The organism is Archangium sp., from assembly GCF_036389735.1.
Taxonomy (GTDB): domain Bacteria; phylum Myxococcota; class Myxococcia; order Myxococcales; family Myxococcaceae; genus Archangium.
In genome coordinates this window covers 1-13,520 of sequence record NZ_DASVWK010000355.1, presented here as the reverse complement: position 1 = coordinate 13,520, position 13,520 = coordinate 1, and the positions used below count along the sequence as shown (strand labels likewise).

At 70.4% G+C, this 13,520-nt stretch carries 9 protein-coding genes and 1 pseudogene; 5 read left to right on the top strand and 5 right to left on the bottom strand.

The window, feature by feature from the left end; translation table 11 throughout:
- Window positions 1–1,228, bottom strand: a pseudogene (locus VF794_RS12445) (kinesin); the annotation flags it as partial.
- Between the two features lie 178 nt (window positions 1,229–1,406).
- On the opposite strand from VF794_RS12445, the gene VF794_RS12440 reads away from it, so the two are divergent.
- The gene (locus tag VF794_RS12440; RefSeq protein WP_331110001.1) at window positions 1,407–1,955 is read left to right on the top strand and encodes a hypothetical protein; all 549 of its coding nucleotides are present in this window, start codon (window positions 1,407–1,409) and stop codon (window positions 1,953–1,955) included.
- A gap of 30 nt (window positions 1,956–1,985) precedes the next feature.
- On the opposite strand, the gene VF794_RS12435 is transcribed toward VF794_RS12440, so the two are convergent.
- Window positions 1,986–2,849, bottom strand: coding sequence for a hypothetical protein (locus tag VF794_RS12435; protein ID WP_331109999.1), 864 nt, complete (start codon window positions 2,847–2,849; stop codon window positions 1,986–1,988).
- Window positions 2,850–2,951: 102 nt separating this feature from the next.
- Between VF794_RS12435 and VF794_RS12430 the strand changes: the two genes are divergently transcribed.
- The gene (locus VF794_RS12430; RefSeq protein WP_331109997.1) at window positions 2,952–3,701 is read left to right on the top strand and encodes a lysophospholipid acyltransferase family protein; all 750 of its coding nucleotides are present in this window, start codon (window positions 2,952–2,954) and stop codon (window positions 3,699–3,701) included.
- On the opposite strand, the gene VF794_RS12425 is transcribed toward VF794_RS12430, so the two are convergent.
- Together VF794_RS12425 and VF794_RS12420 are read right to left on the bottom strand one after the other, a co-directional pair.
- Window positions 3,698–6,061 (bottom strand): PAS domain-containing protein, encoded by a 2,364-nt coding sequence (locus VF794_RS12425; RefSeq protein ID WP_331109995.1) that lies wholly within the window; start codon window positions 6,059–6,061, stop codon window positions 3,698–3,700. The genes VF794_RS12430 and VF794_RS12425 overlap by 4 nt on opposite strands.
- Window positions 6,062–6,269: 208 nt before the next feature.
- The gene (locus VF794_RS12420) at window positions 6,270–7,217 is read right to left on the bottom strand and encodes an endonuclease/exonuclease/phosphatase family protein (RefSeq protein WP_331109992.1); all 948 of its coding nucleotides are present in this window, start codon (window positions 7,215–7,217) and stop codon (window positions 6,270–6,272) included.
- Between the two features lie 295 nt (window positions 7,218–7,512).
- On the opposite strand from VF794_RS12420, the gene VF794_RS12415 reads away from it, so the two are divergent.
- From VF794_RS12415 to VF794_RS12405, 3 genes are all read left to right on the top strand, one after another.
- The gene (locus VF794_RS12415) at window positions 7,513–9,846 is read left to right on the top strand and encodes a PQQ-dependent sugar dehydrogenase (protein ID WP_331109990.1); all 2,334 of its coding nucleotides are present in this window, start codon (window positions 7,513–7,515) and stop codon (window positions 9,844–9,846) included.
- 200 nt (window positions 9,847–10,046) lie between these two features.
- Window positions 10,047–11,255 (top strand): bifunctional ornithine acetyltransferase/N-acetylglutamate synthase, encoded by a 1,209-nt coding sequence (locus VF794_RS12410; protein ID WP_331109988.1) that lies wholly within the window; start codon window positions 10,047–10,049, stop codon window positions 11,253–11,255.
- Window positions 11,256–11,310: 55 nt separating this feature from the next.
- The gene (locus tag VF794_RS12405; RefSeq protein WP_331109986.1) at window positions 11,311–12,591 is read left to right on the top strand and encodes an MFS transporter; all 1,281 of its coding nucleotides are present in this window, start codon (window positions 11,311–11,313) and stop codon (window positions 12,589–12,591) included.
- 32 nt (window positions 12,592–12,623) lie between these two features.
- On the opposite strand, the gene coaA is transcribed toward VF794_RS12405, so the two are convergent.
- The coding region (coaA, locus tag VF794_RS12400; RefSeq protein ID WP_331109985.1) for a type I pantothenate kinase at window positions 12,624–13,520 on the bottom strand (897 nt) is incomplete at its 5' end.

Genomic DNA, 13,520 nt, shown 5'->3' with positions numbered 1-13,520 from the left:
TCTCCACCAGCGCGCGCCGCTTCGTCTGGTAGAGGTCCGGCATGCTGATGAAGTTGTTGGCGAACGTCAGCAGCCAGCGCTGGTAGAGGATCAGCCGCTCCAGCTCGACCACCGCGTCCAGCTTGTCCTTCAGCGCCAGATCCGCCCGGCAGGCCGCCTCGAGCGCCTCCAGGTGTGACTCCGGAATGTCCTCCAGCGCCTCCACCATCCCGTGCAGGGGGCTCGTGTCGAGCCGCGCCTGCCACGCGAGGATGGCGTCGGCCTTCGCGCACAGCTCGCGCCAGACGGTGTCCCCCAGCGCCGTCATGTCCGCGGTGACGGGCACGGCCACGTCCCGTCGGAAGGCCTCCAACTTCTCGAAGGCCGGGCCCCGGTACAGCAGGGACCAGCGCAGCATGCCTCCGGGCTCGGGCGGCGCCACGGGCAGCTCCGACACCACCCGCGCGAGCGCCTGTGTGTCCCCGAGCGACCCCTGCACCCGGCCCGCCTCCACCTTGAGGCCCACGATGGCCTCGGGCTGGGCCGCCACCAGCCGGCACTGGAGGACGTACGTGTCGAGCAGCGGCCGCACGTCCTGGATGCGTCGGGCGTACTCCACGCTCCGCTCGCGCCACGCCAGCACCGCCTCCTTCCCGGCCAGGTGCGCCAGCAGCGCGCTCCGCTCCTCGCGGAAGCGCTGGAGCATGGGCAGCTCCACCCCCGCCTGCCCCGAGCGGTTCTTCACCTCGGGAAAGCAGGCCCGGAGCCGCTCCGCCAGGGGACGCAGCGGCTCGGGAAGGAACGCCGGGGCGACGATGCCATCCCCATTCTGCCCCGCCTCCCGGAGTGCCTTCTCACTGGTGCGCACCTGCTCCAGCGAGATGCGCGCGCGGTCCGCCACCTTCAGCGTCTCCAGCAGGATGCCCGCCGCGTCCCGGAGCCGCGCCCCCTCCTCCGAGAGCGCGTCCAGTTCCAACACGTCGCTCGCCGCGTCCGCGCCCGGGTACGCCTTCAGCAGCTTCGCCGTGTGCTCGACGGCGGCCCGCACCTCGGCCACCCGGATGCGCCCGTTCTTGTCGGTGTCGACGAACGCGAGGAACCGTGGGTCGCAGTTGAGCCCCTCCAGCGGACAAGCCGTGGCCAGCCACTGCGTCTCCGGGATGTGTACCGCCTCCACGAGCACCTCGAAGGAGGGAATGGAGACCTGGAGCGAGCCTCCGTAGCTCCGATAGACGAGAGGACGCGGCATGGTGGCGCACGAGAGCACACCCGCCTGCTTGCTGGGGAAGCAGTTTCAATTCCGATGTCGGATGGACATCTCGCCTGGCTGGACGCTCCCTCTACCTGCCGGTCTCCGGGCGTGCGGCCCGCCGCTACAGGTCTCGACCTGCTTGCATCCAGCCCCCCGGAGGGGGCATGTCAGAGGGGTGAGCCAGCCAGAGCAGCAGCAGGAGCCGACCGCGTCGGCCGAGACGGGTACCGAAGCGCGTGATGGCATCTTCACGGCCTACACGGGCGTGCAACGCTCCCCCTCCAAGCGCCGGTACTTCCTGTACCCCGCGGCGGCGTTGCTGATCATCGGGCTCGGCCTCTGGACCGTGAAGTTCCAGCAGGAGGCCCTCCCCATCCGCGTGGAGACGGCCTGGGGCCTGCGCACCGTGCGCAAGGGCATGTCGCCGCAGGAGGTGCAGTCCCTCCTCGGCCAGCCCACCAGCAAGGAGCGCAACGGCAACGTGGAGTGCTACCAGTACGGCAAGCCCACCATCAACGCGCCGTCCTTCACCCTGCACGTCGTCTGCTACGAGGACGGCAAGCTCCGGGACGTGTCCGAGAAGCGCTACAACTCGTGGGTGATCACCCCGGACGGCGCCATCTCCCCCGCTCCGCTCGAGTATGAGGAGGCCCCCGCCCCGGCTCCCGCTCCGGTCCCAGGCGCCCCCAGCGCGCCGGGGATGGCCAACCAGACCTCGCCGTAAGCCTGGGCGACCGCTCCTCCCGGAGCCCACTCAGCGCGACAAGCCGCGGATGTGGCCCGCGATGATGTCCGCCAGCCGCTCGGGGGCGCCCTCGCTGGCGCCCAGGAAGAGCCGCGGCTCGATGACCTCCAGTTCCTGAAGCAGCGGATTCCCGTCCAGCCCGGTGGCCACGTCCACCCGGGCATAGAGGGTGCGCCCGGGCGTGGCGGCCAGCACGCGCTCCGCCAGGGTCCGCTCCTCGGCGAGGGGCGCCAGGGCTACCCCATCCGGGATTCCGCCCGAGGCCTCCATGGTGGCCGGCCGCACCACCGCGTGAGAGAAGACCCCATCGAAGTAGACGTAGGAGCGCTCGCCCTTCTCGTGCAGCTCCGGCAGGAAGGGCTGCACCAGCGCGTCCCCCTCGGCGAGCACGAGGTCCAGGTGAGCCTGCCCCTCGTCCGCGAGTCGCGCGCCCTCGAAGCGCCGGGTGAGCCGCCCGCCCCCCGACACCGCGGGCTTGATGACCACGGCGCGCCACCCGCGCGTGGCCACCAGCGCCGGCAGCGAGACCTTCCGGCCCCGTGGGCACAGCGCCGTGGGAGTGACGGGGATGCCCTGCTCGGCAAGCTGGAGCAGATAGGACTTGTGGCTGTTCCAGCGCAGCACGTCCGGCGGGTTGAGGAGCTTCACCTGTGAGCCCACCCGCTCCAGCCACGCCAGGAAGGCCTCGGGCTCGAGGAAGTAGTCCCAGGTGGTGCGCACCACGGCGAGCTGGAAGCGCGTCCAGTCCACCTTGGGGTCGTCCCACACCACGACGTACGGCATCAGCCCACGGGCGCGCAGCGGCTCGAGCAGCCGCTGGTCATCCACCGTCATTTCCGGCAGGCCCGTGTAGGTGATGAGTGCGATGTTCATGTCCATACGTGACTGCTTCTCGCCCACTCCCCCCTCCCCTGCCAAGCGCCCCATGCTCCGAGTCCTCCATCCTTCACCCGACGTGCGAAGATGCGAGGTGACATGCGCGGACTCCACTCGGTCCTCTTCTGGTCGTTCTTCGCGGTGAGCTCCGCCCTCCTCTTCCTGGTGGCGCTCGTCCTCTTCCTGGTCACCTGGCCCTTCGACCGGGACGGCCGCGTGCTGCACCTCTTCTCCTGTGCCTGGGCGCAGCTCTACTTCTGGGTGAACCCCGGCTGGCATCTGCACATCGAGGGCCGCGAGCGCCTGCCCTGGCATGGCCCGGCGGTGCTGGTGGCCAACCACGAGTCCCTGGGCGACATCCTCGTGCTCTTTGGCCTCTACCGGCCCTTCAAGTGGGTCTCCAAGGCCAGCAACTTCAGGCTGCCCTTCCTCGGCTGGAACATGTACCTCAACCGCTACGTACGGCTGGTGCGCGGGGACAAGGAGAGCATCGCGAAGATGATGGCCGCCAGCGAGCGCTGGCTGGACCGGGGCGTGCCCGTGCTCCTCTTCCCCGAGGGCACGCGCTCGCCGGACAACCAGTTCCTACCCTTCAAGGACGGCGCCTTCCGCCTCGCCCTGTCCAAGGGCTGCCCGCTCATCCCCCTGGTACTTACCGGCGCCGGCGACACCCTGCCCAAGCACGGGATGCTGTTGAAGTTCCGGGCCAACTGCCGGGTGCGCGTCCTGCCGCCCGTGGACCCGCGAGCCTTCCCCGACGCGGCCACGCTGCGCGACCACGTGCGCGACCTCATGCTCGCGGAGAAGGCCCGCCTGGAGGCCGAGGTGGCCGGAGCGCCCCGGAACTAACCCACCGGGGGCGCGTCCTCCCTGGCCCGGAGCGCGAACCGGGGCAGCCGCACGGTGAAGGTGGTGCCCTCCTCCTGGTTGGAGCGCACCGAGATGGTGCCGCCGTGGCCCCGGATGATCTGCTCGACGATGAAGAGGCCCAGTCCCAGGCCGGACGCCGGATGCGGGCTCTCCTCCACGCCCCGCCGGAAAGGCTCGAAGATGGCGGCCAGTCGCGCGGGCGGGATGGGCGCCCCCCCGTTGTTCACCTCCACCACGACGGTGTCACCCTCGTCGCGCAGGGTGAAGCGCACGGGCGTCCGCTCGGGGCTGTAGTCCAGCGCGTTCTTGCCCAGGTTGCCCAGTACCTGGGCGAGCCGATCCGGATCCCATGCCCCCTGGAAGTCGCCCCGCGCGTCCAGCAACAGCTCGCGCCCGGGGTGGCCCGCCTCCAGTTCCTCCAGCACGTGCCGGCACAGGTGGCGCAGGTTGGTGGGTCGCGGGGACACGGGGATGCCACCTCCCAACCGCCCGCGCGTGAAGTCCAGCAGCTCGCCAATCATGCGCGCCATGCGCTCGGCGCTGGTGACGATGCGGCGCACGGACTTGAGGTGGCGGGGGGGCAGCTCGTCCGAGCGCATCAACACGTTGGCGGACAGGAGGATGGCGTTGAGAGGGTTGCGCAGGTCGTGCGAGACGATGCCCAGGAAGCGCTCGCGGAACTCCGCCGCCCGGCGGAGCTCCGCCTCGGTGTGCTGGCGCTCGGTGATGTCCACCACCACCGCGCCCACCCAGCACACCACGCCCCGGCTGTCTCGCACCGGGTAGAAGCTCACCAGGTAGTGGTGGATCCGCCCCCCATCGGGCTTCGAGGGCAGGGCGATCTCCTTGTCCCGGAGGGGCTCGCCCGTCTTGAAGACCTGACCGAGCAGGGGCTCCAGGATGTCGGCCTCCCCGGGGAACACCTCGCGCACGGTGCGCCCCAGCGTCTCTTCCACCGGCACCCCGTTGATCTCCGCGAGCATGCGGTTGATGCGCACGTACTGGAACCGCCGGTCCACGAAGGACAGGCCGATGGGCGCGGTGGCCAGCAGCGAGTCCAGCAAGGCGAGCGTCTCGGACTGCTCCGCCTCATGCAGCATCCGCTCCGTCTCGTCCCGGGCGGTGAGCACGGCACCGGCCAGGGTCCCATCCGGGCGGCGCACGGGCGAGGCCGTGCCGTTGAGGATGCGCACCGAGCCATCCGGGCGCCGCACCTTCCAGAGCGCGTCGGTCACCGTCTCCCCTTGGAGGGCACGGTACAGCGGCGTCCGCGCCAGGGGCAGTGGCAGCTCATCCAAGGTGAGCAGGCCGAAGGTGGCCGTCCACTCGGACGCCGGCACCTGCTGGCGGGCGACGCCGTGCTGCCGCTCGGCCTCGGCGTTGAAGAAGCTCAGCATTCCCTTCTCGTCCGCCAGGAGGATGGCATCCCCGCTCTGCTCGAAGACGAGGTTCAAGAGCCGCGTGCGCGTCTCCATCTCCTCCCGTGTCACGCGCTCACGCGCGGTGAGCCGCGTCTGCACGAAGAGGCCGGTGGCCCGGCTCACCATGGCCCGGAAGAGCAGCTTGTCCTCGTTGGAGAACTCGAAGGTGGTGCGGCTGCCCATGTGGGCCACGCCGAGCAGCTCGCCCTCGGCGATGAGCGGCACACCGTAGAGGGCGCGGGTGCCCCGCGTCCGGAGCACCTCGCTGCGCACCAGGGGATCCGAGGCCGCCGAGCGCAGCTCCAGTGGACGTCGCTCGGCGGCGATCTTCCCCGAGAAGCCCTCGCCCACCCGGAGGGAGAAACCGGAGGCCACCTCCTGCTCCAGCCCCACCGAGGCGCGCGTGCGCAGCACGTCCCCCTCCTCGCGCAGCAGCAGCGTGACGGAGTCCACCGACTCCGTCGTCTCCAGCACCACCCGCAGCAGTCGGGTGAGGAAGGTGTCCAGGTCCTCGGAACCGAGCGCCGCCTCGGAGATGCGATCCAACGCCACCAGGGTCCGCTCGCGCGCCCGGGCATAGCGCGAGACGGCGGCGGACACGGCCTCGTCCACCGTCTGGTTGAAGCGCTCCACCTCGCGCAGCGTCGTCTCCAGGTCGCTCCGGCCGGTGCGTCCGACATGGCGGCCGTAGAGCCGCAGGACGCAGGTGCGCAGCAGGGAGTATTCGCGCGTCACCACCTCCAGGTCGAACCCCACGTCCAAACGCTGCAACGCGTGGATCTCCGGCACCTCCTCCAGGGAACCGTGCTCGCCGGAGTGGACGCCCTCCACCACACCCGCCACCCGCTCCAACAGGAGGGGCAGGTGGTCGAGCAATCGGCCGTGGGACAGGCCACGCGCACAGGGAAGCTCGCGCATGTCGCGCTCCCACTCCTCCAGGATCAACGCACGATGGTCCCGGATGAAGTCACAGAGGCGGCTCCCCTCCTGAGTCGCGGCTGATGGCTCATGAGAGGCCATGTCCGAAAGATGGGAACGATCGGCACCTGGCGTTGCCAACGGCCCTTCGACCGACCTCGCTCTCCTGTCTGCCCACGGCTCGGGAGAGCGAGCCTCTGCCCGCTTTTCAGGGCGTGAGCACGAAGTCCGCGACGACGGCGGCGTGATCAGAGCCCCCCAGCCCGCGCGAGGAGTCCCGCGCCGCACGGAAGGAAGCGGGCAGGTAGACGCCCCCGGCGTTGCGCGCGAGCAAGAGGTGGTCGATGGCCTGGAGGTCTCCGGAGTACGCGTACGTCCAGGTCTCGCGATCGGGACGGTCGCTGGCGACGCGCAGGAGCGCCCCGTCCTGCTCCAGGGCCTGGAGGGGCGGTGAGCCGGGCACGTCATTGAGGTCTCCCCCGAGCACCACGAGGGCGCGGGGGTGCTCCACCGCGACGGCGGCAACGAGGTCATGGGCCGCGCGGGCCTCGGCGAGCCGGCGGCCGGGATCGTCGTTCGCCTTGGCCTTGAAGTGGGCGGCGAAGACGATGACCTCGGTGCCCTCCACGTCCAGGTGCACCTCGAGCAACTCGCGCGAGAAGGTGGTGGCGGTGCCATCGGGCCGCCGCAGCACCTGGTCGCGGTGCCCGCGCACCTCGGTGATGGGCCAGGCGGAGAGCACGCCCACGTCCACGGAGGCGGGGGCACCCGTCTCGCCCAGCACCGCCCAGGGTAGGCCCGGCAGCCGGTCGCGGAGCGCGTCCAGCGAGGCCTGGGTCTCCACCTCCTCCACCATCACCACGCTCGCCTCCAGCGAGGCGATGGCCGCGGCGAGCTGGCTGGCGCGCAGGGAGAAACCCTCCGGTGAGGGCAGCACCTCGTAGTCGGAGCCCCCGCACGCGCCGGAGTCACAGACGGTGTCGAAGAGGCGGTACACATTGAAGGCGGCGATCCGCACCCGGCGCCCGTCCGGTACCGGTACCTCCGGGCCCGCGTCCTGCTGCTGGCCGGGGCGGTTCCCCACGACCTCACGCCCTTCGAAACAGCCCGGCAGTCCCAAGGTGGCCAGGATCAGCCCGGCGAGAAAAATACGCATGAGCAACCTCCCTCCGTAGCGCGGACTCGCCCCGTTGCGCAACGCGCACTTCCCCTCCCGTTGGGCCAGTGCGCCTGACGGGTGCTGCCCACCGCGGCGCACGCACCATTCAGCGCCCGACGTCCGCCGTCCCGGAAGAAAGCAGCCAGACACGCAAGCCTTGCACCCCCACTCCACCTTCGCCCGCGTTCCATACGGAACGGTGGCCCCTTCCCAACCACTCGGAGCAAGCGCCATGCGTGTTCATCCTCTTCGGGCACTCGTCTGTCTTTTCCTGCTGTGGGGCTGTACGGAGGTGGAACCTCGCGAGAACCCTCCCCGCCAGCAGGAGGCGGAGGCGGAGGCGGTGCCCACCCGCTTCACGGACACGACGCTCGTCGAGGGCTTCGACAGCGCCACCTCCATGGCCATCGCGCCCGATGGGCGAATCTTCGTCTGCGAACAGGCGGGACGGCTCCACGTCATCCAGGACGGGCGGCTGCTGTCCGAGCCCTTCCTCACGGTGGCGACCCACACGAGCGGTGAGCGGGGCCTGCTCGGCGTGGCGTTCGACCCCGACTTCCCCCGCCAGCCCTACGTGTACGTCTACTACACGGCCACCGAGCCGCGCGTGCACAACCGGCTCAGCCGCTTCACCGCGAGAGGCAACAAGGCCGAGCCCGGCAGCGAGCGCATCCTGCTCGAGCTGGAGCCACTGAGCGCCAGCATCCACAACGGGGGCGCCCTCCACTTCGGAGCCGACGGCAAGCTCTACCTGGCCGTGGGGGACAACGGGGAGTCCTCCCACGCGCCGAAGCTCACCACGCTGATGGGCAAGCTGCTGCGGCTGGAGAAGGACGGCTCCATCCCCTCGGACAACCCTTTCTACACACGTGCCACGGGCGTCTATCGGGCCATCTGGGCCATTGGCCTGCGCAACCCCTTCAGCTTCGCCGTGCAGCCGGGCACCGGCCGCATCTTCATCAACGACGTCGGGCAGACGCGGTGGGAGGAGATCAACGAGGGCATCGCGGGAGCCCACTATGGCTGGCCGGACACCGAGGGCCCCACGAGCGACGCACGCTACCGCGCGCCGCTGTTCGCCTACCCTCATGGCTCGAGCACCAGCTCCGGCTGCGCCATCACCGCGGGTACCTTCTACAACCCTCCCCGCTCCCAGTTCCCCTCGGAGTACGTGGGGCTCTACTTCTTCTCCGACTATTGCAGCGGGTGGATCCGCACGTTCGATCCGAGGAGTGGCACCGCCAGCGTGTTCGCCACGGGCCTGGATGCGCCGGTGGACCTCGATGTCGGGCCGGACGGCAGCATCTACTACCTGGACCGCCAGGACGACTCGGTGCACCGCATCCGCTATACGGCGGCTGGCGAGATGCCCGTCATCGCGCTCCAGCCCGCCAGTCGGACCGTGCCGCCCGGCCAGTCCGTCACCTTCACGATGAGCGCCTCCGGGACTTCTCCCCTGCGCTACCAGTGGCAGCGCAACGGCACCGACCTGCCGGGGCAGACGTCCGCGAGCCTCACGCTGCCCTCGGTGGCCCTGGCGGAATCGGGCGTGCGCTTCCGGGTGCGGGTGTCCAATGACCATGGCTCGGCACTGAGCAACGAGGCCGTCCTCACCGTGCGCGGCGGCACCGCCCCCGTCGCCACCCTCGTCTCACCCGCGGAGGGGACGCGCTACGCCGCCGGGGACGTCATCACCTTCGAGGGCCGGGGCACGGACATGGAGGACGGCACGCTGTCGGCCAGCGCCTTCACCTGGCGCGTGGACTTCCACCATGACGACCACGTGCACCCCTTCCTGGCCACCACCCGCGGGGTGACGGAAGGCACCTTCACCGCGCCCCCCCGGGGTGAGACGGCCGCGAACGTGTGGTACCGCATCCACCTGACGGTGGTGGACTCCAGCGGGTCCACCCACGAGGTGTTCCGCGACGTGTACCCCCGGAAGGTGAAGCTGCGGGTGGACACCGAGCCGGCGGGCCTGCGGGTGACGCTCGACGGGCAGCCCCAGGACACGCCGCTGGAGGTGGAGAGCGTGGTGGGCGTGGTACGCGCGCTCGGGGTGGTACCGCCCCAGGTGAAGGACGGGAGGACGTACGTCTTCGACCGCTGGTCGGACGGCGGGGCCGAGACGCATGACGTCTCCACGCCCACCACGGACACACGCTACACGGCGATGTTCCGCGCGACGGTGGACCCGAGCCCCGGCCTGCGGGCCGAGTACTTCGACTCCCCCGACCTCACCCACCTGAAGCTGACACGGGTGGACGCCACCGTGGACTTCCGCTGGGAGGAGGGCTCCCCCGCTCCGAACCTGGACAAGGACACCTTCTCGGTGCGCTGGACCGGGAGCGTGGTGCCCCGCTACTCGCAGACCTACACCTTCTATACGCATTCCAATGACGGGGTGCGGCTCTGGGTGGACGCCAAGCTCCTCATCGACAATTGGACGACCCACTCCACCACCGAGAACCGTGGCACCGTCACGCTCCAGGCGGGACGCGCGTACAGCCTCAAGATGGAGTTCTTCGAGAACAAGGGACTGGCCAGCGCGCGACTGCACTGGTCGAGTCCCAGCCAGCGCAAGGAGATCATCCCCGCGGCACAGCTCCGGCCGACGGCTCCCTAGCCGCACGGTGGACGAACCCGTGTGATGGGCATTGCTTCGGGCCCGGGATTACGGCACCAAGCACATTCCCCTCGCCGCGAGGTACCGCCATTCCCAGCACGCACCTGACCTTCCCGTCCGCCGAGGCCCACCGGGACTGGCTGGAGAGCCAGTCCGCCCTGCCTCGCGGCTTCCGCGTGGGGCGCACCCGGCTGGAGTTCATGCCGGCAGAGGTGGCCAAGCCGGCGAAGATGAACCTGACGCTGCTGGTGCTCGACGAGCCGACCCCAGCGTTCGCGGCGGTGTTCACGCGCAACGGCTTCCCGGGAGCACCGGTGCTCATCGGCCGCAAGCGGCTGGAGGAGCCCACACTGGGCGCGGTGGTGGTGAACAACAAGGTGAGCAACGTGTGCGCGCCCGGGGGCGTCGAGTCCTCCGAGCGGCTGTGCGCGGCGGTGGCGGGAGGGCTGGGGCTGAGCGCCTCGCAGGTGCTGCCCTGCTCGACGGGCGTCATCGGCTGGCGGCTGCCGGTGGACGCGATGGTGGGAGCGGTGCCCCAGGCGGTGTCGGCGCTCGCGGATGGCTCGGTCATGCCCGCCGCCGAGGGCATCATGACCACGGACCTGTACCCCAAGGTCCGCCGGGCCCGCGTGGGCACCGGGAGCATCGTGGGCATCGCCAAGGGCGCGGGGATGATCGAACCCAACCTGGCCACCATGCTCGTCTTCCTGATGACGGACGTGGACGTGCCGCGCGAGGAGCTGCGCACGGCGCTGCGCTCGGTGGCCACGAGGACCTTTGGCTGCATCAGCGTGGACAGCGACACGAGCACCTCGGACACGGTGGCGCTGCTGTCGTCGAGGAAGGTGCCCTGCCCGAGCCTGAAGGAGTTCGAGGGGGCGCTGGAGCAGGTGTGCGCGGATCTGGCCGAGGACATCGTGCGCAACGGAGAGGGCGTGCACCACGTCATGCGCGTGCGGGTGAGCGGGGCGCCGAGCGAGGAGGTGGCGCGGGGCATCGGCAAGTCGGTGGTGAACTCGCCGCTGTTCCAGTGCGCGGTGAACGGGAACGACCCGAACGTGGGCCGGCTGGTGGCGGCCATCGGCAAGTACGTGGGGGCGCACCACCCCGAGGTGGACCTGTCGCACTGCACCCTGCGCATGGGCGGCCGGGTCATCCTCTCGCAGGGGGCCTTCCGCCTGGACAACGAGGCCGAGAAGGCGCTGGTGGCCCACATGAAGGGCGCCGAGCTCTACACGAGCGTCCCGCCGCCGGACGGCCTCACCTTCCGCCCCCCGGTGACGTTCCCTCCCCACGAGCGCTCCGTGGAGATCGACGTGGAGCTCGGCGTCGGCCCGGCGGCCAGCACGGTGCTCGGCGCGGACCGCAGCCACGAGTACATCAGCGAGAACGCCGACTACCGGAGCTGAGGGGACTGGGCGATAGTCCCACGCCCAGACACCTCCCCTGCCCCGTGAGTCCTCCGTGATCGAGTCCGAGACGGCCCTACCCGCCACCACCGCCACCCCGGAGCGCTGGTCCTGGCCGCCCCTGTTCGGCCTCCTCGAAATCCAGTTCGGCGCCGCCGTCGGCTTCCTCCAGACGGCCGTGCCCTACTGGCTGGCGAAGGACGGCATGCCGCTCGCCGACATCGCCCTGCTGTCCGGTACCGCCTTCTCGCCCCACGCCTGGAAGCTCCTGTGGGTGCCGCTCATCGACCTCGGCCCGTGGCGGCGCATCTGGTACGGCGTCACCACGCTGCTCACCGCGCTCCTCCTGCTGGCGTGCGCGCTGCTGCCGGATCCGGCCCGGCACCTCGGGCTCTACACCCTGCTCCTCACCGGCCTTCAGGCGACCGCGTCCACAGCGCACGCGGCGCTCAACGGCCTGATGGCCATCTCCACGCGTGTCGAGGACAAGGGCCGCACCGGCGGCTGGCAGATGGCCGGCAACGTGGGCGCGACGAGCCTCCTGGGGGCCCTGGCCATCTGGCTCGCCAGCGTGTTCTCCCGGCAGGTGGCCGGTATCGTGCTGGCCGCCATCGTGCTCGCGAGCGGCGCCGGCATCTTCTGGGTCGTCGAGCGCGCGGGGGAGAAGGCCGAGCGGGCCTCGGTGCTGCACGCCGCCTGGGAGCGCGTGAAGGGCATCGTGCAGGACCTCTTCCGCACCGCCTTCAGCCGGGAGGGTCTCATCATGCTCGTGCTGTGCCTGATGCCGGTGAGTTGCGGCGCGCTCACCAACCTCTTCAGCGCCATGGCGGGCGACTACCACGCGTCCGAGCACCTGGTGGAGATGGTGAACGGCCTGGGCATGGGCATCACCGGGGCACTCGGCTCGCTGGCGGGCGGCTGGATGTCGGACCGGATGAACCGCAAGCTCAACTACGCGCTCATGGGCGGGGCCACGGGGCTGTGCGCCCTCGCCATGGCGGCCGCGCCGATGACCCCGACGACGTACGTCTGGGGCACGCTCGCCTACAGCTTCGCCAACGGCGCGGCCTACGCCGCCTTCGCCGGCATGGTGCTGGAGCTGGTCAGCTCGGGCGCGGCGGTGACCACCAAGTACACGCTCTTCGTCGCGGCCTCGAACCTCGCCATCAGCTACGTCACCGCGCTCGATGGCAATGCCTCGCGCTTCCGCGGCATCGGCCCCCGTGCGAGCATCGCCTTCGACGGCCTCATCACCTTCGCCGGCATCGCGGTGGTGGTGGTCATCTTCCTGCTCTTCCTGCGCAAGAAGCCCCAGTCCGCGCCCGCCCAGGCGTGAGGGACGGGTGGTGGGGCCGGGCGGGTCTCGGGCTACATCCTCTTCAGGCGGATGCGGCGCACCTTGTGGTCCGGGCCCTTCACGAGGATGAGCCGTGCGCGCGAGCGGGTGGGCGCGATGTTCTGCGCCAGGTTCGGGCCGTTGATCTCCCCCCACACCGACTCGGCGCGGGCGATGGCCTGCTCCTGGGAGAGCTCGGCGAAGCGGCGGAAGAAGGAGCGCTCGTCGCGGAATGCCGTCTGCCACAGGCTCAGGAACCGCTCCACGTACCAATGACGGATGTCCTGCTCCTGCGCGTCCACGTAGATGGAGAAGTCGAAGAAGTCGGACAGGAAGGTCTGCGGCAGCTTCCCGCCCTCCACCGGCCCCGTCTGCAGCACGTTGAGCCCCTCGAGGATGACGATGTCCGGCCGGCGCAGCCTCACCGCCTCGCCGGGGACGATGTCGTAGACGAGGTGCGAGTAGACGGGCGCGAAGACCTCGGCGCGTCCGGACTTGAGCTCGGCGACGAAGCGCACCAGGGCGCGCCGGTCGTAGCTCTCCGGGAAGCCCTTGCGGTGCATGAGGTTGCGCTCGGTGAGGATGCGGTTGGGGAACAGGAAGCCATCCGTGGTGACGAGCTCCACGTGCGGGTGGTCCGGCCACCGCGACAGCAGCGCCTGGAGGATGCGCGCCGTGGTGCTCTTGCCCACCGCGACACTGCCCGCGATGCCGATGATGAAGGGCACCTTCTGGGTGAAGCCGCCCAGGAACGCCTGCTGCGCCGCCCAGAGGCTCTGCGTCGCGGCCACGTGCAGGTTGAGCAACCGGGAGAGCGGCAGGTACACGTCCGCCACCTCCTCGAGGTCCAGGTGCTCTCCGAGCCCGCGCAGGCCCTCGACCTCCTCCGCGCTCAGGGGCAGGGGTGTCGCGGCGCGCAAGGCCCGCCA

What these genes read in the sequence shown, in the direction of transcription:
- VF794_RS12435 (WP_331109999.1), bottom strand. Translation starts at nt 2,849, where the DNA reads ATGAACATCGCACTCATCACCTACACGGGCCTGCCGGAAATGACGGTG.
- VF794_RS12430 (WP_331109997.1), top strand. Translation starts at nt 2,952, where the DNA reads ATGCGCGGACTCCACTCGGTCCTCTTCTGGTCGTTCTTCGCGGTGAGC.
- VF794_RS12425 (WP_331109995.1), bottom strand. Translation starts at nt 6,061, where the DNA reads ATGCGCGAGCTTCCCTGTGCGCGTGGCCTGTCCCACGGCCGATTGCTC.
- VF794_RS12420 (WP_331109992.1), bottom strand. Translation starts at nt 7,217, where the DNA reads ATGCGTATTTTTCTCGCCGGGCTGATCCTGGCCACCTTGGGACTGCCG.
- VF794_RS12410 (WP_331109988.1), top strand. Translation starts at nt 10,047, where the DNA reads ATGCCGGCAGAGGTGGCCAAGCCGGCGAAGATGAACCTGACGCTGCTG.